This is a genomic window from Streptococcus cristatus, from assembly GCF_019685515.1.
GTDB lineage: Bacteria > Bacillota > Bacilli > Lactobacillales > Streptococcaceae > Streptococcus.
Window position 1 is genome coordinate 90,652 of record NZ_JABFFN010000002.1, and the last position, 20,440, is coordinate 111,091.

A 20,440-nucleotide genomic window follows, 5' to 3' on the forward strand; every position below is an offset into this window, starting at 1 on the left:
ATACTCTAGACAGAAGCCCTCTTCATATTGGCTTCCAGAATAGGCATCTCAACACCCAACTCCTGACCTGTCAGATAGACACTTTGACAACAGTAAAAGATATCTTGTTTATCATTATGCAAGGTCATGATTTTTCGGGTCAGCTCATTTTTCGCAAACATAGCTTTCATGACCTTCCCTGCAATCCAAGCGGGAATTTTATAAGGCAAGAGTTCTGCTTTGTAAAGTTTCAAATTCACACCACGCGCTTCTACGACTTTCAAAGCCTCTCGAATGGCCTTGATGGCTAATGATAATTCCGAAGAACTGTTCATCAAGTTCAAAGCCAATTTTTCTGGATTTTCTAGATTTCCCGAGCGTGCAGCTGTCGAGGTGACACCCGCATTAATCGCCATGTGAATCCAAATCCACTCAACCATATCATGGGGAACCTCCCACTTCAAATCTGCTGAAGTCAGCAAATCCGTCAAATCAGCATAATTGGGGATGTGTGCTTTTTTCTCCCCTTCTAACATTAAATGGTCAAACAAGACGCCATCTAAATGATCCTTATTCATATGACCACCAGCTGTAGGAAATGCGAGAATATAGTTATACTCCCCTGCCCATTTCTCTACTTCCTCTCGCGTATTCCAGAAATTACAGAAGAAAACGAGAGTTCCTTTAATCCGATTTTCTCGCAAGGTTTCCACGGCTTCTTTTACAAAACCATGACGCACACTGATAAAAATAAAATCATATTCCGCATGAGCCTCCGCCACATGAACCACATAGGTATCCCGTTTATTTTCACCTTTGGAAACATAACGGCCATCTAGCAAATCAACTGTCAAAACGTTTGGTGCTGTACTTTTCTTACTTTCTCTCAGCACGTGCTCTACCTGATGACCTGCTTTTTGAAAAGCATAGGCATAAATGGTCCCGATAACCCCAAGACCTAAAATTGCTATTCTCACCTAAAAATCAATCCCTTCCCCAAATTCAACCACACTATCCGGCACATCACTAAACAAAGTCACATGCCCCATCTTGCGGTTGTGCTTCGCTTCTATTTTACCATACATGTGGAGGTAGGAGCTTGGATTTTCTGTGACATATTTTTCAGCGACCTCGACATGCTGACCGAGAACATTAAGCATGACAGCTGGGGCATGTAGTTTGATAGCTGGCAATGGGGCTCCGAGAACTCCCAGAATATGAGTATCAAACTGGGAGAAGTCGCAGGCTTCAATCGAGTAGTGCCCAGAGTTGTGTGGGCGTGGAGCGATTTCGTTGACAATGATGTCATCAGCTGTCGCAAACATTTCCACGCAAAGGGTTCCAGACAAATTGAGCTGGTCTGCGATTCGTACCGCCATAGATTTGGCTTTTTCACCCAGACTTTCTGAAATGCGAGCAGGCACAATGGTTTTCGAAAGAATGTTGTTGCGGTGGATATTTTCCTGAACTGGGAAAGCCGTCACGTCCTTGCCATTTCCTGACACGATGACAGAAATTTCAAGGTCAAAATTGACAAATTCTTCCAAGACACAGTCTGCTGAGTCTGCTAGTGCACGGGCTTCCTCCAAGTCTGCTTCTGAACGAATAACCTTTTGACCATGGCCATCGTAACCACCGGTCGCCGTCTTGAGGACATAGTTTTTAGAAAGGTCGATATCTGCCAAATCCTGGCTTGAAGTCACAACCTTGTAGGGTGCCACAGTGACTTGTGCCTTGTTTGAGAGAAAGTCCTTTTCAAAAATACGATTTTGGGAAATGCGGAGCAGATCTGTCCCTTGAGGGAGTTGTCCATCCTTGATAACCGCATCCAAACCGTCAGCATCTACATTCTCAAATTCATAAGTCAGGACATCGCAACGCTCAGCCAACTGACGGAGGGCATCCACATCATTATAAGGAGCCACGATAATTTCCGCCACGCGAGAGGCTGGGCAATCAGCCACAGGATCCAGCGCGATAACCTTGTGCCCCATGTAGATAGCAGAAATGGCCATCATCTGACCCAGCTGACCGCCACCGATAATTCCAATTGTTTTAGATGAGCTCATTGGTAGACTCCTCTGCAATTTTCTCTTGTTCTTCTGCAAAAACTGCCAAAGCTGTCGCGATAGCCTGATCCTCTACCGAAAGGAGACGGAGGGCAAATAGAGCCGCATTTGTCGCACCTGCTTCACCAATAGCCATGGTCGCAACAGGCACACCGCCCGGCATCTGAACGATAGAGTAGAGCGAGTCCACGCCACTAAGGGCACGAGATTTGACGGGTACACCAACGACAGGAAGGGTTGTTTTGGCAGCTACCATACCTGGCAAATGCGCGGCACCACCAGCACCTGCGATAATGACCTTGATGCCACGGCTACGAGCTTCTTCGGCATGTCTGAACATGAGGTCTGGTGTGCGGTGGGCAGAGACAACCTTCTTCTCGTAGGCTACACCGAAGCGGTCTAGGACTTCAGCTGTTTTTTGCATGGTGGCCCAGTCGGATTTTGAGCCCATGATGATGGAAATTACTGGTTTCATTTTTAATCCTTTTTCTTCCTTTTTTTGACAATCACCTTAGGTTGTGAGGGACGGCAGCAGCCACCAAAGGTGTCTCATGCCTAAATCGGAAGCCCAAGGTCTTCCGATTTCCCTGAACGATTGGATTATCATCCAATCGTTCTTTCACAACGGCAGTGATTATCCTATATTAGCTCGCTAACGCTCGCAAATTAAACGACCATTATCTTACTTTGGCTCGCTTTCGCACGCCATGACAAATATGTCTGTTAATCTTTTATCGCCTTACTTCCGATATCTGTTCGGTAGAAGAGGCCTTCTGTATTTTGTTTGTTAAGTTCGCTGTAGATGGTGTTTTGGGCTTCTTTGACGGTTTCTGCTGTGGTGACGAGCATATAAACACGGCCACCGTTTGATAGCAGTGCTCTGCTATTTTTCGAAAACTTAGCTCCGGCATAGTAGGTGATGATATCGCCTACTGTCTTAGCTGGCAACTTGACACCTTTTTCATAATCCAGCGGATAGCCGTTTGATGCGACAACCACACCCAGAGTCACACCCTTATCCGTCCACGTGATGTTTGGCTCCTTGTCATCCAGAATATCCGTAATATTTTGTGCAAAGTCAGATGTCAAACGAGGCAGGATAATCTGAGTTTCTGGATCTCCGAAACGAGCGTTGAACTCGATGACCTTAGGTCCGTCTGCTGTCAAGATAAGCCCTGCGTAAAGGATGCCCAGATAAGGACGCCCTTCTTGGATCATGCCCTCAAGGACAGGCTTGACAATGGTGTCAACCGCCGTATCAACCACGCTCTGTGGCAAGTGAGGAACTGGCGCATAGGCACCCATCCCACCAGTGTTAGGCCCCTTGTCGCCATCATAGGCACGTTTGTGGTCCTGAGCCGTTGGCATGATGTAGAATTTGTCCCCATTGACAAAGGCAAAAAGTGAAAATTCCTCTCCTTCAAGAAACTCCTCGATGACCACACGCGCACCTGAGTTACCGAATTTATTGTCCAAAAGCATGTCGTGAGCAGCTTCTACTGCTTGCTCAATCGTCTCTGCAACAACGACGCCTTTTCCAAGCGCCAAGCCGTCCGCCTTGACTACGATAGGAGCCCCCTGCTTTTCGATATAGGCTTTAGCTTCCTCAAAGTCTGAGAATGTGCCATAGGCTGCTGTCGGAACGCCGTATTTGGCCATGATTTCCTTAGCAAAATCCTTGGACCACTCCAGCTCCGCTGCCAATCTTGTCGGACCAAAGGCTTTGAGACCAGCTGCATTGAACTCATCAACAATCCCAGCAGCAAGGGCATCATCTGGCCCGATAAAGGACCAAGCAATATCGTTGGCTTTTGCAAAGTTAATCAACTTATAATGTTCGGAAATAGAGATATTCACTAATTCCAGACCATCCAGAGTCATCCCGTCATTCCCAGGAGCTACAAAGACTTTTTCAACGTCTTTTGATTCAAGCAACTTCTTAGCAATCGCATGTTCACGACCACCCGAACCGACAACTAACAGCTTCATCTCTCAACCTCTTTTGCGAATTATTTACTAATATTATATCATAAACGTTCGTTTTAATCTTGTTTCGTTCTACCTTTTAATCAAAAAAAGGAAAGAAACTGTTTTCTTCCCTTTTGTTTTTTTAATGTCCAAAATGTCTCACTCCTGTGAAGACCATAGTCAAGCCATATTTGTCAGCCACTTCGATAGACTCTTGGCTGCTCATTAACCAGTTATATCAGAAAGGTTAAAAAGTAGCTCTCATTTAATCGTTTTTCATTTCGCGTATTTTTCTAGATGTGTTTGAATTTTTGGCATGATGAGATGCATGATTTTAAGATTCGTAAAAGCTATTATCATGGCCAATAAAAGATAGACAACGACTGATAACAAAGAAACATCATAAGGCCAATAGTGAGAAATAATCATTAGAACCATCGGCAATTCTAGGGTTACCGTGACGACTCCAGGAACATAGCCCCTAAATTGCAGGCACATGATATAATGGATTATGAAATGAGCTGTATACGCTATTACAAAAGATAAATAGAGTAGGTTGTTGTGAGTCAATTGGCAAAGGCCAGAAATAAACAGCAAAATAACAAACTCTTCTAAAACACCTACTGCAAAGGCGGAACTTTGCGTAACGGAACCAAAAAACGGTTTTCTAAAAGTCGCTAACTTTTGATGATGGCGTATTTTCCACAAGGGCATAATAATCATTTCTTCAAAATCGTGTAAAATAAATAAAATAGGTAGCATCCAAACGTTAAAAAGAATGCTCATATCTTTACCTCCTTAATAGCAACTAACAATTGTACAATGTTAAGAATAAATGATAATCATATATCACGCGTAACACTTTTAGTATAAAGATAAACTGTTACAAAAACAAGAGGTTAAGAGAAATTGGCACAGTTTGACCAAAAGTGTGACAGGAAAGGAAAAATACCATGGAATATCAAACACGACAATGGCTGGAGGAAGCCTTGTTCGATTTATTAGCAACTAAGCAGTCTCTCCAAAATATCAGCATTGCTGAACTCAGCGAGCATGCTCAGATTGCTAGACGAACATTTTATCGTTATTACCATTCAAAAGAGGAAGTTCTTACGAACTATTTAGACCGCTTAATCCAATACTATATTATTGAACTTCAAACAGCAAAACTGAATAATTTTGAAGATTTAGTGAACCTTTTCTTTCAGTATTGGAGCCAGTACACTGAGCCATTAAAAATTTTGCAAGACGCAAACTTACTCGTGCTTATCTTGCAAAGGTCTTATGATAAGCTTCCTACTGCCTATACCACTGTCATGGCACCTTGGCACATCACAAATAGTGATCAAAGACAAATCACTTATGATAGTAAATTCATTACCGGCGGTCTCTACAATATTTTTGATGAATGGTTAAAAGGAGATTATAAAGCCATGCCTGTTAACGAGCTAGTCACAACAACCTTAAACACCATAAAACGTATGAAAAATAGTTAAGTGAGAAACTGAGTTTTTCTAGATTAGTCATGAACAGCTCTAACAAATCATTTTAATAATTTCTAACACTAAAATGCTTATTGTTTTAGACATACAAAAAGAGAAGACAACTTACGTCTTCTCTCGTTGTTAGCGATAAATCATTTATCACAGTTGATAATGAGCTAATTTTTAAATACCTATCAATGTCTAAAATGTCTTACTCCTGTGAAGACCATGGTCAAGCCATATTTATCCGCAGCTTCGATAGACTCTTGGTCACGCACAGACCCACCCGGTTGGATGATTGCTTTGATTCCTGCTTTGGCGATTTCTTCCACGTTATCCGCAAATGGGAAGAAGGCATCTGAAGCAAGAACTGCGCCGTCAAGACGGTCTTTGGCTTGATCGATAGCGATGCGAACAGAGGCCACACGGTTAGTTTGACCTGGGCCGACACCAAGTGTCATATGGTCGTTGGTCACGATGATACCGTTTGATTTGACATACTTGATAGCTTTCCAAGCGAACTCAAGGGCAGTCGCTTCTGTCTCGGTTGGTTGGCGTTTGGTCACCACTTGCCAGTCAGCTGGGCTTTCCTTGACCACGTCTTGATTTTGCACCAGAAGTCCACCTACTACGCCTGTGTACTCAGCCTCTACTTCACTCGCTTCTTGAGCATCAAATGGCAAGGCAAGGATACGCAAGTTTTTCTTTTTGTTGGTCAAAATGGCTAACGCTTCATCGGTATAGCTCGGTGCGATGATGATTTCAAGGAAAATGCCGTGCATCTTCTCGGCTGTCGCAGCATCCACCTCACGGTTAAGGACGACAATTCCACCAAAGATAGACACTGGGTCAGACTCATAAGCATAATCCCAAGCAGTTTCGATGTCATCAGCTTGACCGATACCGCACGGGTTCATGTGTTTGAGAGCCACAACGGTTGGACAGTCTTTGAAGTCACGGATGATACGGATAGCAGCATCTGCATCACGGATATTGTTAAAGGACAATTCCTTACCGTTAAGCTGTTTGGCTGAAGCAACGGAGTAGTCTGTCGGCAAGGCTTTTTGGTAGAAGTCCGCATCCTGTTGAGGATTTTCCCCATAACGCATTGGTTGCTTGAGGTCGTAGGTCAAAGTGAGCTTTTCAGGTTTGCTTTCACCCACTTGAGCTGTGAAGTATTCTGCAATCAAGGCATCATAAGCTGCAGTGTGACGGAAAACCTTGGCTGCTAAACGTTGACGCGTTTCATAAGTCGTTTTGCCGTTGGCTGACAATTCGTTAAGCACCACTTCATAGTCTGCAGGATCTACCACAACTGTTACGCTGGCATGGTTCTTCGCTGCTGAACGAAGCATAGACGGCCCACCGATATCGATGTTTTCGACTGCATCAGCGTAAGTCACATCTGGTTTGAGAATGGTTTCCTTAAATGGGTAAAGGTTTACCACAACAAGGTCGATGAGCTCGATCTGATTGTCCTTAGCCGCTTGAAGGTGGCTGTCCAAGTCACGACGAGCGAGAAGCCCACCGTGGATGTTTGGATGAAGAGTCTTGACGCGACCGTCCATCATTTCTGGGAAGCCCGTCACATCATCGATCGCAATGGTCTCCACCCCAGCATAGTCAAGGGTAATCTTGGTTCCACCTGTCGAGACAATCTCCCAACCAAGTTTTTTGAGTTCTTGAGCAAATTCAACAATGCCCGCTTTGTCTGAGACGCTAATTAGTGCGCGTTTAGTCATGTTTTTTCCTTTCATTTACTTGTCCAACAATTCTCTAATAACCTCTGGATACAACTTATACTCTGCCTCATGAATGCGAGCTTCAAAGCTTTCGATGGTATCAGCAGATAGACGTGGCACACGGACTTGTTTGATGACCTTGCCTGTATCCACTCCGGAATCCACCCAGTGAATGGTGACGCCGCTCTCAGCAACCCCAGCATTCCAAGCATCCTCAATCCCATGAGCTCCTGGAAATTCGGGCAGGTAGGCTGGATGAATGTTGATAATTCGACCTTCATAAGTCACCAATAAGGTTGGCCCAACGATTTTCATGTAGCCAGCGAGGCAAACCAAGTCAATCTGGTGTTCTTCCAAGAGTTCGACAAGGGCTGCTTCATAGTCTGCCTTATTCTCAAACTCCTTGAGTTCAAAAGCATAGGAAAGGACACCGAGCTTTTCTGCACGCTCGAGCACATAGGCATCACGATGGTCTGAAAAGACAAACTCCACCGGAAATTGTTCCGCAATCACCTGAAAATTTGAGCCATTACCAGAGGCAAAAACCGCTATTTTTTTCATTTGATGATGACACTTTCGTTTTCTTTCTTGACGATGCGACCAATTTCATAAACTGGTTCATCCAGCAATTCCTTGACGCGACCTACATTTTCAGGGCTAACTGCCAACATGAGTCCCACACCCATATTGAAGATTTCAAACATTTCTTCGTGCTTGATTTCACCGTATTTTTCAAGGGCTTTGAAAATTGGAAGAACTGGAACCTTGCTTTCCTCAATCTCAGCAGCCAAGTCAGCTGCAAACATGCGAGGGACATTCTCGATGAAACCACCACCTGTGATGTGGGCAATGCCGTTGACCAAGCCTTCCTTGATGAGTGGCAAAACAGCCTTGACATAGATACGAGTTGGTTCTAGCAGAACTTCCTTGAGTTTCTTGCCTTCCAATTCTGGCAAAGCTTCCTCACCTGTGTAGTCCGCAAAGACACGACGGACGAGTGAGTAACCATTTGAGTGAATCCCACTTGAAGCAAGTCCGATAAGAACATCTCCTTCTGCTACTTTTGATCCGTCGATGATTTGAGATTTTTCAGCCACACCGACCGCAAATCCAGCCAAGTCGTAGTCATCTTCGCCGTACATACCAGGCATCTCAGCCGTTTCCCCACCGATGAGGGCTGCACCAGCTTGCACACAACCTTCAGCCACACCAGCAACCACTTGTTCTAGTTTAGCTGGTTCATTCTTCCCTGTCGCCACATAGTCGAGGAAATAGAGGGGCTCCGCACCTGCAGCGATGATATCATTGACACACATGGCTACACAATCCTGCCCAATCGTGTCATGCTTGTCGTACTTGATAGCTAGCATGAGCTTGGTTCCGACACCGTCAGTCCCTGAGATCAAGACAGGCTCTTTTACCCCTGTCTTTGAAAGGTCAAACATGCCACCGAAACCACCAAGAGCTCCCATGACACCTGCACGCTCCGTACGAGCCACATGCTTTTTGATCCGCTCAACAACTTCATAACCCGCTTCAACATCTACACCCGACTGGGCATACGCATTTTTATTTGCCATTTTATTTTTCCTTTTCTTTGAGAAGATTGCGACGTATTTTTAGATAAACAATTATTTTATCTAAAAATACTAGTCAGGGCTCTAGCTTTGGTCCCATAAGACAAAGCGTCTACTGACAAATGCTTTAGCTTTTAGTCAGTAGCGAGACGTGGCGCATAAGCATTTTTATTTGTCATCTTCTCTTCCTTTTCTTTCATGGAGAATTTCATCTGTCTATTTGTAAAAACTAGTCTTTTCTTCCAAACTTCTTTGATAGTCTTCCTCATAGTCGTAGAGAGGCGTTGGGTAGTCACCGTCAAAGTAAGCGACACAGAGACCACCGTTCGGCGCATCTGTTTCGATGCCGATAGAATCAATCAAGCCATCAATCGAAAGATAGGTCAGGCTATCCGCACCAATGATTTGGCGAGTTTCTTCGACCGTATGATTGGCCGCAATCAGCTCCTGACGCGTCTGGATATCAATCCCGTAAAAACATGGATAAGCCAGCGCTGGACTACCAATGGCAACGTGAACCTCAGACGCACCTGCTTCTTTCAAAAGCTGAACGATACGGCGAGAGGTTGTCCCACGAACAATGGAATCATCCACCATCACCACACGTTTGCCTTTAACGACACCCGAAACAGCAGACAGTTTCATCCGCACCCCTTGCTCCCGCAATTCTTGAGTCGGTTGGATAAAGGTGCGTTGCGTGTATTGATTCTTGATAAGACCCATTTCATTTGGCAGACCAGATTCTTCTGCAAATCCCATAGCTGCGCTCAGCGAGGAATTTGGCACACCGACCACGATATCCGCTTCGTGCTTGAACTCACGCGCCAATTGAGCCCCCATACGTTTGCGAGCTGTATGGACATTGATCCCATGGATGTTAGAGTCAGGGCGAGCAAAATAGATATACTCCATAGAACAAATCGCCAACTGGGTATCATTCGTATAACTATCGTACTGGATACCATTGTCATCCACAATTACAATTTCCCCTGGTTTTACATCACGAATCCACTCAGCACCGATGACTTCAAAGGCACAGGTTTCAGACGAAACCACCACCGCTCCGTTTGCCATTTTTCCGATAGAAAGCGGACGGAAGCCATTAGGATCAAGCGCAGCAATCAACTTATCCTCAAACAGCAGGATATAAGCAAAGCCACCTTTGACAAGGCTGAGCGCCTCCTTGATTTTGCCCATCAAGTTCGGATTGTGACTTCGACGAATGAGGTGGGCCAAGATTTCCGAGTCCGAAGTTGAACTGAAAATAGCTCCTCTTTGTTCCAATTCTTTCTTGAGCGATTCGGCATTGGTCAGGTTTCCGTTGTGAGCAAGTCCAAACTGCATATCGTGAAAGCGGAAGAGAAAGGGCTGGATATTATCTACAGAAGCTTCGCCAGCAGTCGCATAACGAACATGCCCAATCGCACTCGTTCCAGTCAGTTTATCCAAATTAGCTGGATTTCTGAACACTTCTGATAAAAGCCCCATATCACGATGACGCTTCAATTGCCCCTGATCATTGGAGAGGATTCCCGCCCCCTCTTGACCACGGTGCTGAAGACTATGGAGCCCAAAATAGGTCAATTTAGCAGCATCTGGATGCCCCCAGATACCGAAAACACCACATTCTTCATTAAGAGATTTTACTTCGTATGTCATTTTTTATACCTAATTTTTATTTGTGTAGCACCAAGAGCTAAATCTACATGACTTTTACATTACTGATACTATCTATTAGAAAATCTGTAAGTCTTATTTTCCAGTAAAGTATTTAACCGCCGACGCGAATAGGTGCTGGTCTTTATTTCCTGGGATATTTTGGAAAAGACCGTCTTCATAACGTTCTGAGTGTCCCATTTTACCGATGATTTGACCATTCTTGCTAGTAATTCCTTCGATGGCATTTACAGAACCATTTGGATTGTACTTAGAATCCATACTTGGTTTGCCGTCAAAGTCAACGTATTGGCTAAAGATTTGACCATTGTCACGGAGCTCCGCAAATGCCTCAGCCGTCACGACAAACTTCCCTTCACCGTGCGATACTGGAATGGCGTGGATATCGCCCACTTGCACTCCAGCCAACCATGGCGAGTTAGTATTGGCAATCCGAGTTTCCACCATCTTAGCCACGTGCTGGTTGGCATCATTGTAGAAGAGGGTTGGACTAGTACCGCTGGCATCCTCGAAGTTTCCGTATGGAAGAAGACCTGATTTAACCAAGGCTTGGAATCCATTACAGATACCGATAATCAAGCCACCACGAGCGATAAAGCTATCAATGGCTGCACGTACTTTTTCATTAAGAAGGATATTGACAATAAACTTAGCTGATCCATCCGGCTCATCCGCGGCTGAGAAGCCACCTGCAAAGAAGAGGATGTTAGCCTTGCCGATGTTGTCAACCATGGTTTCAACTGACTTGACAATAGCTTCTTCATTCAAGGTCACAAATGGTACCAAGTTAACCTCTGCACCTTCTTTTTCAAAGGCCTTGGCTGAGTCATATTCTGAGTTGGTACCTGGGAAGACTGGGATGTAAACCACAGGTTTTTCAATAGTTTCTTTAGCTTTGATGACTGCTTTAGAAGCGACAGCTGGCACTTCAGCCAATTCTTTAGATTGGACAAATTCAGTTGGGTAAACTTCTTCCAGTTTTCCTTGGAAGGCACTGTCAAGTTTCTGTCCATCTAACTTCACACCGTTGACAAGGAGTGTAAAGTCTGCTTTCGTTTGTCCAATCTTCTCTACTCCAGCGATTTCTTGAGGAGATGTGAAGACAAATCCGCCTAATTGAGCTGTCAAAGCTGTTTCAAGTTCAGGCAAGGTCACCTCTGCACCGATATGGTTCCCAAAGGTAGCAAGAGCCAAGCTTTCAACGACACCACCATATTTAACAGCTGATGCAGATGTTACTTTGTGTTCAGCTTGGATAGCTTCAAATTGAGCAAAGTTAGACTTAATCAAGTCAAAATCAATCTCTGCAGAGAGGGCTTGACCTGGAATGTAGTAGATGTTTTCACCAGCAGTCTTGAACTCAGGAGAGAGAACTTGACGGCTATCTGCTGTTGTCACCCCAAAGGCAACCAAGGTTGGTGGCACCGTCAATTCTTCAAAAGTACCTGACATAGAGTCCTTGCCACCGATAGATGGCAAACCAAGTTGGATTTGTGCTTCGATAGAGCCTAGAAGGGCTGCTACTGGTTGACCAAAACGCTCTGCTTGTTTGTCCATACGCTCGAAGTACTCTTGGTAAGAGAATCGAGCCTTGGACCAGTTGGCGCCAGCAGCAACCAAACGAGCAGTTGCTTCGATAACCGCATAGGCAGCGCCATGATATGGAGACCATTCTGCCACATAAGGGTTAAATCCTTGAGCCATGACAGACGCAGTATGAGTCACTCCATGTTGAACTGGCAATTTCTGAACAGAAGCTTCAGTTGGTGTGAGTTGATAGCGACCACCAAGTGGATGATTAACCGTTGAACGACCGACTGAACAGTCAAAGATAGTCTGCAAGCCTTTTTGACTCGCATGGTTGAGGTCAGATAGTACCGCAAGAGTATCAGCTTCAAGGGCTTCAGTACTTGTCTTGCGCTCTTCTGGGAAGTTGACATCTTTGTCCACAACCTTGACATCAACGACCACGCGCACACCGTTTGTATCAAGGAAACGACGTTCCAAGTCGACGATGGTTTCACCATTCCAGTGCATGACAAGATTTGGTTTTTCAGTCACTGTTGCCACAACAACCGCGTCAATATTCTCTTTATTACATTCTGCAACGAAGGCATCTACGTCTTGAGGACGCACCACAACTGCCATCCGTTCTTGTGATTCAGAGATAGCAATTTCTGTACCATTCAAGCCTTGGTATTTCAGAGGAACCTTGTTAAGGTCAATTTCAAGACCATCTGCCAATTCACCGATAGCCACACAGACACCACCTGCTCCAAAGTCATTGGACTTCTTGATGAGACGAGTGACATCGCCATTACGGAAAAGGCGTTGGATCTTGCGCTCTTCGATGGCATTCCCTTTTTGAACCTCAGCACCGGCAGTCTCTACAGACTCAACTGTTTGAACCTTAGAAGATCCCGTTGCACCACCGACACCATCACGCCCAGTCTTGCCACCTAGCAAGATAATCACATCACCGGCTTCCGGTTTTTCACGGACAACATTACCCTTGGGAGCCGCACCGACAACCGCACCTAGTTCCATACGTTTAGCTACAAAGCCTGGGTGGAAATATTCACGAACGTAAGTTGTCGCCAGACCAATTTGGTTCCCATATGAAGAATAACCGTGAGCCGCTGTCTTAGAAATGACCTGTTGTGGCAATTTCCCAGCACGCGTTTCTGAAATTGGTGCTGTAATATCACCAGCGCCTGAGATACGCATAGCTTGGTAAACATAGGAACGCCCTGACAACGGGTCACGAATGGCACCACCGATACAAGTAGCAGCCCCACCAAATGGCTCAATCTCCGTTGGGTGATTGTGGGTTTCATTCTTGAACATGAGGAGCCATGGCTCTTTCACACCATTGACATCCACCTCAATTTCAACTGAGCAGGCATTGATTTCGTCTGACACTTCCATATCATCCAAACGTCCATTAGCACGCTCATAACGACCAAAAATAGTCGCCATATCCATCAAAGTCTGAGGTTTATCCGTACGTTCCAACTCATCACGCATGGCGATATACTTGTCATAAGTCGCCTGCAATTGCTTTTGGAATTTAGAAGCTGAGAAATCAATCTGTTTCAACTCTGTCTCAAAAGTCGTGTGACGGCAGTGGTCAGACCAGTAAGTGTCCAAGACCTTGAGCTCAGTCTCAGTTGGCACGCGCCCGATTGACTTGAAGTAGTCTTGGATAAAGAGCAAATCATCCACTTCCATTGCCATCCCTTGTTCGGTCTTGTAGCGGGCAAAGTCTTCTGCTGTATAGCTTTCAAAGAAGGTCAATTTAGGAATAGTCTTGTCTGACTCAGAAAATTCCTGCTTGGCAATTCCTGTCGCGATGTCCTTGAAACGAGAATCCACTGGATTGAGCAGGTAGTTCTTGACCGCTTCCAACTCAGTCCCATCAATATCTTTATTAACCAAGTACAATTGTGCTGTATTAACCGTTACATCACTTGAGCTACCAAGCAAAAGCAAGGCTTCCTGTGAAGAAGCTGCACGCTGGTCAAACTGCCCTGGCAGACTTTCAATGGCAAAGAAAGCATAGTTGGCAAGATCAGCCTGCACAGCCGCTTCATCCAACACATGGTCTGTCACCTGCTCAGAGAAGATATGTTTTTCTGCAGGTGCAAACAAGTTCTCTGCCAAATCAAAGACATCATAAACTTGCACGATGCGAATACTTTTCAAAGTTGAAAGTCCCAAGTTGTGCTGGAGCTCTCTCACCAAACTCTCTGACTTAACCTGAAAATCAGCCTTTTTTTCAACAAAAATACGTTTATTCATCAATTCTTATTCCTTTATTTCAGCTCTTGCAATGTTCCCAAATAACCTTGAAGGTGTTATTTTAAACCTTGCAACTTTTCCCAGACAATCTCGTAAACATCTGTTAATTCACCTAGTCCTCTACGGAAAACATCCTTGTCCATGTGATTACCATCAGCGTCCCAAAGTCGGCAGTTATCTGGTGAAAATTCGTCTGCCAAGATAATCTTGCCATCCTTGTCAAAACCGAACTCTAGCTTAAAGTCAATCAATTTAAGGCCAATCTCAGCAAACCAAGCTTTCAAAAGTTTATTGATACGACGGGTTTCTTCCTTCAAGTAAGCAATCTGCTGGTCATCCGCAATTTTAAGGAATTTCACATGCTCGTCATTGATAAAGGGATCATCCAAATCATCATTTTTATAGTAAAATTCGACAATCGGAGTCTCAAATGCGATGCCCTCTTCCACGCCAAAACGTTTTGAAAAGGAACCAGCCGTGTAGTTGCGGAGCACAACTTCTAGAGGAATAATCTCAACCTTTTTATTGAGTTGTTCCGTGTCCGAAATTTTCTCCACAAAGTGAGTCGCTACACCAGCCGCATTTAATTTCTCAAAAATAAAAGATGAAATCTGATTATTTAACACTCCCTTGCCCGCAATCTGCTCCTTCTTGACACCGTTGAAAGCAGTCGCCTGGTCCTTGTAAGTTGAAATAATGAGATTTTCATCCTCAGTTGTATAGATATCCTTGGCTTTTCCCGAATAGATCAGTTTTTTTGACATGTTAAAGTTCGCCTTTCGTTTTACTTGAGCACATTCTAACATAAAAGCATGAAAAATTCAAGGTTTTTACGAATAAATAACGTTTTCCTGTTTTAAGCGTAAAGAAAAACTGCAAGATAGGCTCTTCTTACAGTTTTAAAATCATTTATCCTCTGAAAAACACGAATATTACCCTCTATTCAAAAATTGATCCCAAAAATAACGGAGATAGCTTTTCTTCCCTGTGATCATCTGCAGGCGGCCTTCTAAACCATAGCGAAGTGTTGCAGCCTGCTCAGAAGTCAGATATGTCTCCGCCTCAATTTTAAAGAAATTTCCTTTTTCAGTCTTGGTAGCTGTCGCATCAATACTTGTAATCGTGGAATCCAGGAAAAGTTGATTCTTGGCATCATGAGTCGTAGTATAGCGAACAGAATCACCGACCTTGATCCTTGCTACATCTTTTGAACTAAGATAAGCAGTTAGTTTGGCTTTCCCTTCTTTTTCCAAGGACGGATAGAGTTGGGCTAGTAGAGCCCCCTCTGCAACCATGGTAGAATCACTGGTCTCAGGATTAAGATGAAGTACCCCATCCTCACTCGCCGTAATTTTCCCCTTGTCTAGAAGATTTCCCTGTACCTTCTTACCTGATTCTGCCTCCAAGATTTTCTGGTCTAGAAGGGTCAATTCCTGACCAACCTTTGCCAAGTGTTGGGATTTGAGAGACTCCAATTGACTACTTAAGCCTGACGCATAGGCTTGCTGGGTACCTGAACCTGCATACTGGACACGGTAAGTAGCAAGACTGGATTCTAACTGCGAAAGCTGTGCATCCACTTGCGCAATAACGTGCGATTTAGCTTGCGGATCTTCTTCACCTTGATTTTTATAGGTCTGGTAAAAAGAGTAGGCTGGATTCTGACTATCCAGTTGATCTCCCTTTTCAATCGCTGACTTAGCTGTTTTGTAGTCTCGGATTTTATCCTCTGTTTGACTGATAAGATTGCCAATCTCGGCCTGGCTCTGACTTGCTGCCGCATTTTGAGAAGAGATGCTGGCATTTTGCTGAGAAACATTACTTCTTAGACCATTCGCTTGGCTGAGATAATCTCGAAACATCTCCTGATAACCAAACTTATCCACTTCTGGGAATTGATCACTCCCCTCTTTCAAACTGGATTGCAAATATCCCAACTGCTTTTTTTGATCCTTTAGCATCTCCAATTGACTGGCATATGCCTCAACCTGGACAGCCTCCGCCCCTTGCTGGTACTGAACGAGCAGATCTCCTTGCTTGACCAACTTGTTTTCTTCCAGATAGTTGCCCACAATGCGTTGATTGCTAGTCGACTGGATGTTGGCAATGATCCGACTAGGTTCGACAGTTGCTCTGGTAGATAAACTAATCTCCTTCTCTGCAAAAACTGCAAATCCCAGTAAAAACATGAGCAGAAGTAACATAGGTAAAATCACCCGACTGGAAAAATTATGGTAACGACGATTATAAAACTCCGCACTTTCTAAAAATTCTGGTTTCATCCTCTCCTCTTTCTAGCTATTTACCAAATGGGCGTAAAAGCCATCCTGTGCAAGCAAGTCTGCATGGGTACCCTCTTCAACAATCTTGCCCTGATTCAGAACAACAACCTTTTCTGTTCGCTCAGCGATGGTCAAACGATGGGCGATGAAAATCAAGGTCTTGTCTAAAGCCATGAGATTATCGACAATCCGCTTCTCTGTCAAAATATCCAAACTGCTAGTCGCCTCGTCCAAGATCAAGACAGGTGCATCCGTCAAGAGAGCACGCGCCAGAGCGATTCTCTGCCGTTGCCCACCAGAAATTCCAGCCCCATCCGAAGTTAATTCTGTCTGGTAATTCAGTGGCATGCGCTCAATATCCTCCCGAATCTCTGCCAACTCGACTGCTCGTAAGATATCTTCCTGAGTCGTCCCCTCCTTGGCTCCAAGGAGAAGATTCTCCAAAATCGTTCCGTTAAAGACATAGGGCTGTTGAGGCAGGTAGTTGATATACTGGCGCAGGGCCTTTTTATCAATCTGATTAAGATTGACACCACCCAGACTAATCTCTCCCTGACTTGGGTCGTAAAAATTAACCATCATCTTGGCTAAGGTGGTCTTACCTGAACCTGAAATCCCCACAAAAGCCATCTTAGACCCTTGTGGAATGGTCAAATTGATATCCGACAAGACATCACGCCCATAGCCATACTTATAGTGAACTTGTTTAAAGGTCATATCCCCTTTCATCATGCTCAAATCTTCGACTGTTTTCTGCTCCTCAAACTCCGAAGCTACTAGATAAACCTCATTTAAGCGATTATTGGCAACCTGCGCTGTCTGAAGTTTGGTTTGTAGGTTAATGATATTTTCCAAAGGATTGGTAAAGTAAACAAGCAAAGTATTATAGGTAATCAGCTGGCCCAAACTCATTTTCCCGTCCATAACAAGAATGGCTCCTAGCCAGAGAACGGCAACATTGAGCAGGAGCTGGGCAAGCTTTTTCAGAGCCTTTTGTTGGCTTTCTGCGCGACTATAAGTAAAGGATTTTTTCAGATAAGCCACAAATTCCTTGTCAATCTTTTGATAGCGTGAACTTTCACTTGTCAAAGATTTAATGGTCTCAATACCGTTGATGTCCTCAATGATAGAAGAAGACAGAACCGCATTGGCTTCCATAGTGTCCCGATTCATCTTTTCAAAAGGCTTCATAAAGGCAAAGATAATCACTGTATAGATGGGAAGCGCAAGTAGACTAATGAAAAAGAGTGTCATATTTTGTGAAAACAAGACCAGCGAGATAATCAAAATCGTCGACACATCCAAAAAGATCGATAGAATGGTCGACGCCAGCGCATCGATGATACTATTGGCATCTGTAAAACGGGATACGATTTCCCCTGTCCTGCGTGTCGCGAAAAAGGACATCGGCAGGTGAAAAACATGCTTGATGTAGGACAAAATCACATCAATTGACAGGCGTTGCCCCAAAACAAGTAAGAGGTATTCCTGCGCATACGATAAAATCTGCTGGAGGATATAGACGATGACTAATCCTATTGAGATAATGCCCAAGGTTGAACGCATCTGGTCTGGTACGTAACTGTCAATGATAGACTGCAGATAATAAGAGCCCACGATATTAATCAGGGTTACCAAGAGTGTTGCCAAAACGATATTAGCAATCAAACCCCGCTGTTTGAGCAAGATTGGCAAGAAGGATAGGAGCCCCTGTTTTTTCTCCTTATGGGGTTTATAGTCTGGAGACGGAGCCATAAAGAGACTGACTCCTGTCCATTCTTGCGCAAATCGCTCACGGGAAATCTTGGTCAGCTTAACACTGGGATCTGGATCAGCGATATAGATTGCCTTCTTATCCTGACCTGTCACCACATAATAGTGGAGCAATTTCCCTTCCTTGAGCACATGAGCCACAAACGGAAAGGTCAAATCTGACAGGTCAAAGAGCGTCATATCCGCCTTGATAGCCCGCGTCTCGAAGCCAATTTCTTCTGCCACCTTGACAAGACCCAAAGCAGTTGTCCCATCCATAGTCGTCTTGGCTAACTCTCGCAGGTGAGCCAAGGAGTAATAACTACCATAGTAGCCAAAGACCATGGCCAAGGAAGCCACACCGCAATCCATCTGATCCACCTGGGGACGATAGTGCCTTTTCCCAAATTTCATATCCATCTCCTTTTTTCTAATAATCTCTAAAAACTTTGTAAGATTATTTTAACCAAACAAGGAAGAAATAAGGGAATTATTTCTGAAAAAACTATTTTTACGCCTAAAACGCACTTTAAAAAGCATAAACTATCATTTAAATGTAAAAAGGCAGAACGAAAGTTCTGCCTGCTTAAAGCAACCGTTAAAAAATGAATGCCCAGAAATAAATTATTCTGAAATGATATTTTCTTTACTTTTATAAAGTAAGATAAAGGTCATCAAGAATAATGAAATCGTAGGTATGTCAAGACATTCAAACCATGTAGGTAGATTTAGTTTGTTTATATCAGCTACGATTCTAATAATTAGATAAGCCATCGAGCTAAATAATACAGTGGTCTCTGGCCAAGCTTTTCGTAGTAATTGAACAACTTTCATCCCAAACTCCAATCTGACGGTCAATCAATTTCCAATCGTACTTTCTTTTGTTTTGTACCTGTATCCTACATAAAACAGACCAAGCAGAATTGGATAGGTTTCTGGATAAAACAAGGTATTGATCGGATTTTTCATAATCAAATACGTTGCGATATAAATAATGATCGATACGACAAAATACCCCTCAGCAAAACTTAATAAGAATTTTTTCATAGCAGACTCCTATTTACCTGAAAAGAGTGCTCGAGTTGTTAAAATAGCTCCACCTGTATATACAAAACCTTTTACAAAACCGACTGCCACAGGGATAAGAAGGGGAAAGGCTCCCCCTTGAATTTCCTGCAAGTCCGTATCAGTCATTGTTTCAAATTTTAAAATAGATTTTTCCATATCATCTCCTCCTTCTATTACCATCTACTCGTCACATAATTATAACCTGCAATTCCTGCTGCAGTAATTCCACCAGCAATTTTAGCTGCTGTTACAGGATTAGCAATCACCCAAGCTACAATCGGCCATGCTCCCCCATTCACATCCGTCAACTCTTCTTCTGTAAGAGCTGCAAAGTTCTGTTCCATTTTGTCAAAGTTTGTCATCTTTTTTCTCCTTATTTTTTTCTATATATCTAATCTTTAACCTCTAAGCCACTTAAATAGCCAGATTGGATAAATTACTGAAATCTTTTTTTCTTCCTGTTCTTCTCACTTATCTATTCGAGAAGTGATCTAAAATGAACAGGTAAATTCATTTATTTTAAATACCATTTGATAAACCATGGCAATAAGATTGGTAAATACATCGCGTAGTCTCCTTCCTTTTCTTCTTACCTATCTATTCGAAAAACAATTCGAAAATGAGCAACTCACTCATTTTTATTTTAAAAACCACTTAATGATCCAAGGATAAAGACCGGTCACATACATAAACATTCCTCCTTTTATCTTTCTCATCTCTTTATTCGCAATTTCTACAAAAAATTTTAACGTTTTTCTTTTTTCTGCAAACAAAAAAACAACATGACTTGCATGTTGCTTTTTGCTATATTTTACCTTTAATAGTTCTGACCACATCTCCTACACTTTGCAGTTGGTCAATTTCCTCATCACTGATTTCAATTCCGAATTCATCTTCTAGTGTCAAGACGAACTCCATCAAATCCACTGAGTCCGCATCTAGGTCATCTTTCAAACTCAAGGCCTCTGTTACGACAAAGTCCTCTCCCTGTCGCTCTTGGATAATGGTTACAATACGGTCAAAAATTTCTTTTTCTGTCAT

21 protein-coding genes and 1 pseudogene are annotated in these 20,440 nt (G+C 43.6%); 1 reads left to right on the top strand and 21 read right to left on the bottom strand.

Annotated features, from left to right (window positions below; translation table 11 throughout):
• Nucleotides 1–5: 5 nt before the first annotated feature.
• The 7 genes and pseudogenes from FOA33_RS08945 to FOA33_RS08965 all read right to left on the bottom strand — a co-directional run bounded on the left by FOA33_RS08945 (nucleotide 6) and on the right by FOA33_RS08965 (nucleotide 4,802).
• Nucleotides 6–956, bottom strand: coding sequence for a ketopantoate reductase family protein (locus FOA33_RS08945; RefSeq protein WP_221161362.1), 951 nt, complete (start codon nucleotides 954–956; stop codon nucleotides 6–8).
• Nucleotides 957–2,048, bottom strand: a complete 1,092-nt coding sequence (gene purK, locus FOA33_RS08950; protein WP_221161363.1) for a 5-(carboxyamino)imidazole ribonucleotide synthase — start codon at nucleotides 2,046–2,048, stop codon at nucleotides 957–959.
• Nucleotides 2,035–2,523, bottom strand: a complete 489-nt coding sequence (gene purE, locus FOA33_RS08955; RefSeq protein ID WP_221161364.1) for a 5-(carboxyamino)imidazole ribonucleotide mutase — start codon at nucleotides 2,521–2,523, stop codon at nucleotides 2,035–2,037. The genes purK and purE overlap by 14 nt, the downstream gene beginning before the upstream one ends.
• Nucleotides 2,524–2,554: 31 nt before the next feature.
• Nucleotides 2,555–2,671, bottom strand: a complete 117-nt coding sequence (locus tag FOA33_RS09285) for a phosphoribosylaminoimidazole carboxylase (protein ID WP_084911526.1) — start codon at nucleotides 2,669–2,671, stop codon at nucleotides 2,555–2,557.
• 100 nt (nucleotides 2,672–2,771) lie between these two features.
• Complete coding sequence (gene purD, locus FOA33_RS08960; protein ID WP_221161365.1) at nucleotides 2,772–4,037, bottom strand: phosphoribosylamine--glycine ligase; 1,266 nt, start codon at nucleotides 4,035–4,037, stop codon at nucleotides 2,772–2,774.
• A 121-nt stretch (nucleotides 4,038–4,158) separates the two neighbouring features.
• A pseudogene (locus FOA33_RS09385) lies at nucleotides 4,159–4,233 on the bottom strand (IMP cyclohydrolase); the annotation flags it as partial.
• Between the two features lie 59 nt (nucleotides 4,234–4,292).
• The gene (locus FOA33_RS08965; RefSeq protein WP_221161366.1) at nucleotides 4,293–4,802 is read right to left on the bottom strand and encodes an HXXEE domain-containing protein; all 510 of its coding nucleotides are present in this window, start codon (nucleotides 4,800–4,802) and stop codon (nucleotides 4,293–4,295) included.
• Between the two features lie 167 nt (nucleotides 4,803–4,969).
• Between FOA33_RS08965 and FOA33_RS08970 the strand changes: the two genes are divergently transcribed.
• Nucleotides 4,970–5,512, top strand: coding sequence for a TetR/AcrR family transcriptional regulator (locus FOA33_RS08970; protein WP_221161367.1), 543 nt, complete (start codon nucleotides 4,970–4,972; stop codon nucleotides 5,510–5,512).
• 182 nt (nucleotides 5,513–5,694) lie between these two features.
• Here FOA33_RS08970 and purH read toward each other — a convergent pair whose 3' ends face one another.
• From purH to FOA33_RS09035, 14 genes are all read right to left on the bottom strand, one after another.
• Nucleotides 5,695–7,242: a bifunctional phosphoribosylaminoimidazolecarboxamide formyltransferase/IMP cyclohydrolase gene (purH, locus tag FOA33_RS08975; protein ID WP_221161368.1), complete on the bottom strand. Its 1,548-nt coding sequence runs from the start codon at nucleotides 7,240–7,242 to the stop codon at nucleotides 5,695–5,697.
• Nucleotides 7,243–7,257: 15 nt separating this feature from the next.
• Nucleotides 7,258–7,803, bottom strand: a complete 546-nt coding sequence (gene purN / locus FOA33_RS08980) for a phosphoribosylglycinamide formyltransferase (protein ID WP_221161369.1) — start codon at nucleotides 7,801–7,803, stop codon at nucleotides 7,258–7,260.
• The gene (purM, locus tag FOA33_RS08985) at nucleotides 7,800–8,822 is read right to left on the bottom strand and encodes a phosphoribosylformylglycinamidine cyclo-ligase (RefSeq protein ID WP_221161370.1); all 1,023 of its coding nucleotides are present in this window, start codon (nucleotides 8,820–8,822) and stop codon (nucleotides 7,800–7,802) included. The genes purN and purM overlap by 4 nt, the downstream gene beginning before the upstream one ends.
• A gap of 213 nt (nucleotides 8,823–9,035) precedes the next feature.
• Nucleotides 9,036–10,478 (bottom strand): amidophosphoribosyltransferase, encoded by a 1,443-nt coding sequence (gene purF, locus FOA33_RS08990; protein ID WP_221161371.1) that lies wholly within the window; start codon nucleotides 10,476–10,478, stop codon nucleotides 9,036–9,038.
• A 93-nt stretch (nucleotides 10,479–10,571) separates the two neighbouring features.
• Complete coding sequence (locus FOA33_RS08995) at nucleotides 10,572–14,297, bottom strand: phosphoribosylformylglycinamidine synthase (RefSeq protein ID WP_221161372.1); 3,726 nt, start codon at nucleotides 14,295–14,297, stop codon at nucleotides 10,572–10,574.
• A 56-nt stretch (nucleotides 14,298–14,353) separates the two neighbouring features.
• On the bottom strand, nucleotides 14,354–15,061 hold the full coding sequence (gene purC, locus FOA33_RS09000; RefSeq protein ID WP_165442250.1) for a phosphoribosylaminoimidazolesuccinocarboxamide synthase: 708 nt from the start codon (nucleotides 15,059–15,061) through the stop codon (nucleotides 14,354–14,356).
• 168 nt (nucleotides 15,062–15,229) lie between these two features.
• Nucleotides 15,230–16,579 carry a competence pheromone export protein ComB gene (gene comB, locus FOA33_RS09005; RefSeq protein WP_221161373.1) on the bottom strand — a complete coding sequence of 450 codons (1,350 nt, stop codon included), beginning with the start codon at nucleotides 16,577–16,579 and terminating at the stop codon, nucleotides 15,230–15,232.
• A 12-nt stretch (nucleotides 16,580–16,591) separates the two neighbouring features.
• Nucleotides 16,592–18,745 carry a peptide cleavage/export ABC transporter ComA gene (gene comA / locus FOA33_RS09010; protein ID WP_221161374.1) on the bottom strand — a complete coding sequence of 718 codons (2,154 nt, stop codon included), beginning with the start codon at nucleotides 18,743–18,745 and terminating at the stop codon, nucleotides 16,592–16,594.
• 210 nt (nucleotides 18,746–18,955) lie between these two features.
• Nucleotides 18,956–19,165: a bacteriocin immunity protein gene (locus FOA33_RS09290; protein ID WP_259664515.1), complete on the bottom strand. Its 210-nt coding sequence runs from the start codon at nucleotides 19,163–19,165 to the stop codon at nucleotides 18,956–18,958.
• A 24-nt stretch (nucleotides 19,166–19,189) separates the two neighbouring features.
• Nucleotides 19,190–19,378, bottom strand: coding sequence for a hypothetical protein (locus FOA33_RS09015; RefSeq protein WP_221161375.1), 189 nt, complete (start codon nucleotides 19,376–19,378; stop codon nucleotides 19,190–19,192).
• Between the two features lie 9 nt (nucleotides 19,379–19,387).
• A complete protein-coding gene (locus tag FOA33_RS09020) occupies nucleotides 19,388–19,555 on the bottom strand; it encodes a bacteriocin (protein ID WP_000415691.1) in 168 nt (55 codons plus the stop codon).
• A gap of 17 nt (nucleotides 19,556–19,572) precedes the next feature.
• Nucleotides 19,573–19,761, bottom strand: coding sequence for a class IIb bacteriocin, lactobin A/cerein 7B family (locus tag FOA33_RS09025; RefSeq protein ID WP_221161376.1), 189 nt, complete (start codon nucleotides 19,759–19,761; stop codon nucleotides 19,573–19,575).
• A gap of 276 nt (nucleotides 19,762–20,037) precedes the next feature.
• Nucleotides 20,038–20,235 (bottom strand): hypothetical protein, encoded by a 198-nt coding sequence (locus FOA33_RS09030; protein ID WP_221161384.1) that lies wholly within the window; start codon nucleotides 20,233–20,235, stop codon nucleotides 20,038–20,040.
• A complete protein-coding gene (locus FOA33_RS09035; RefSeq protein ID WP_221161377.1) occupies nucleotides 20,204–20,440 on the bottom strand; it encodes an acyl carrier protein in 237 nt (78 codons plus the stop codon). The genes FOA33_RS09030 and FOA33_RS09035 overlap by 32 nt, the downstream gene beginning before the upstream one ends.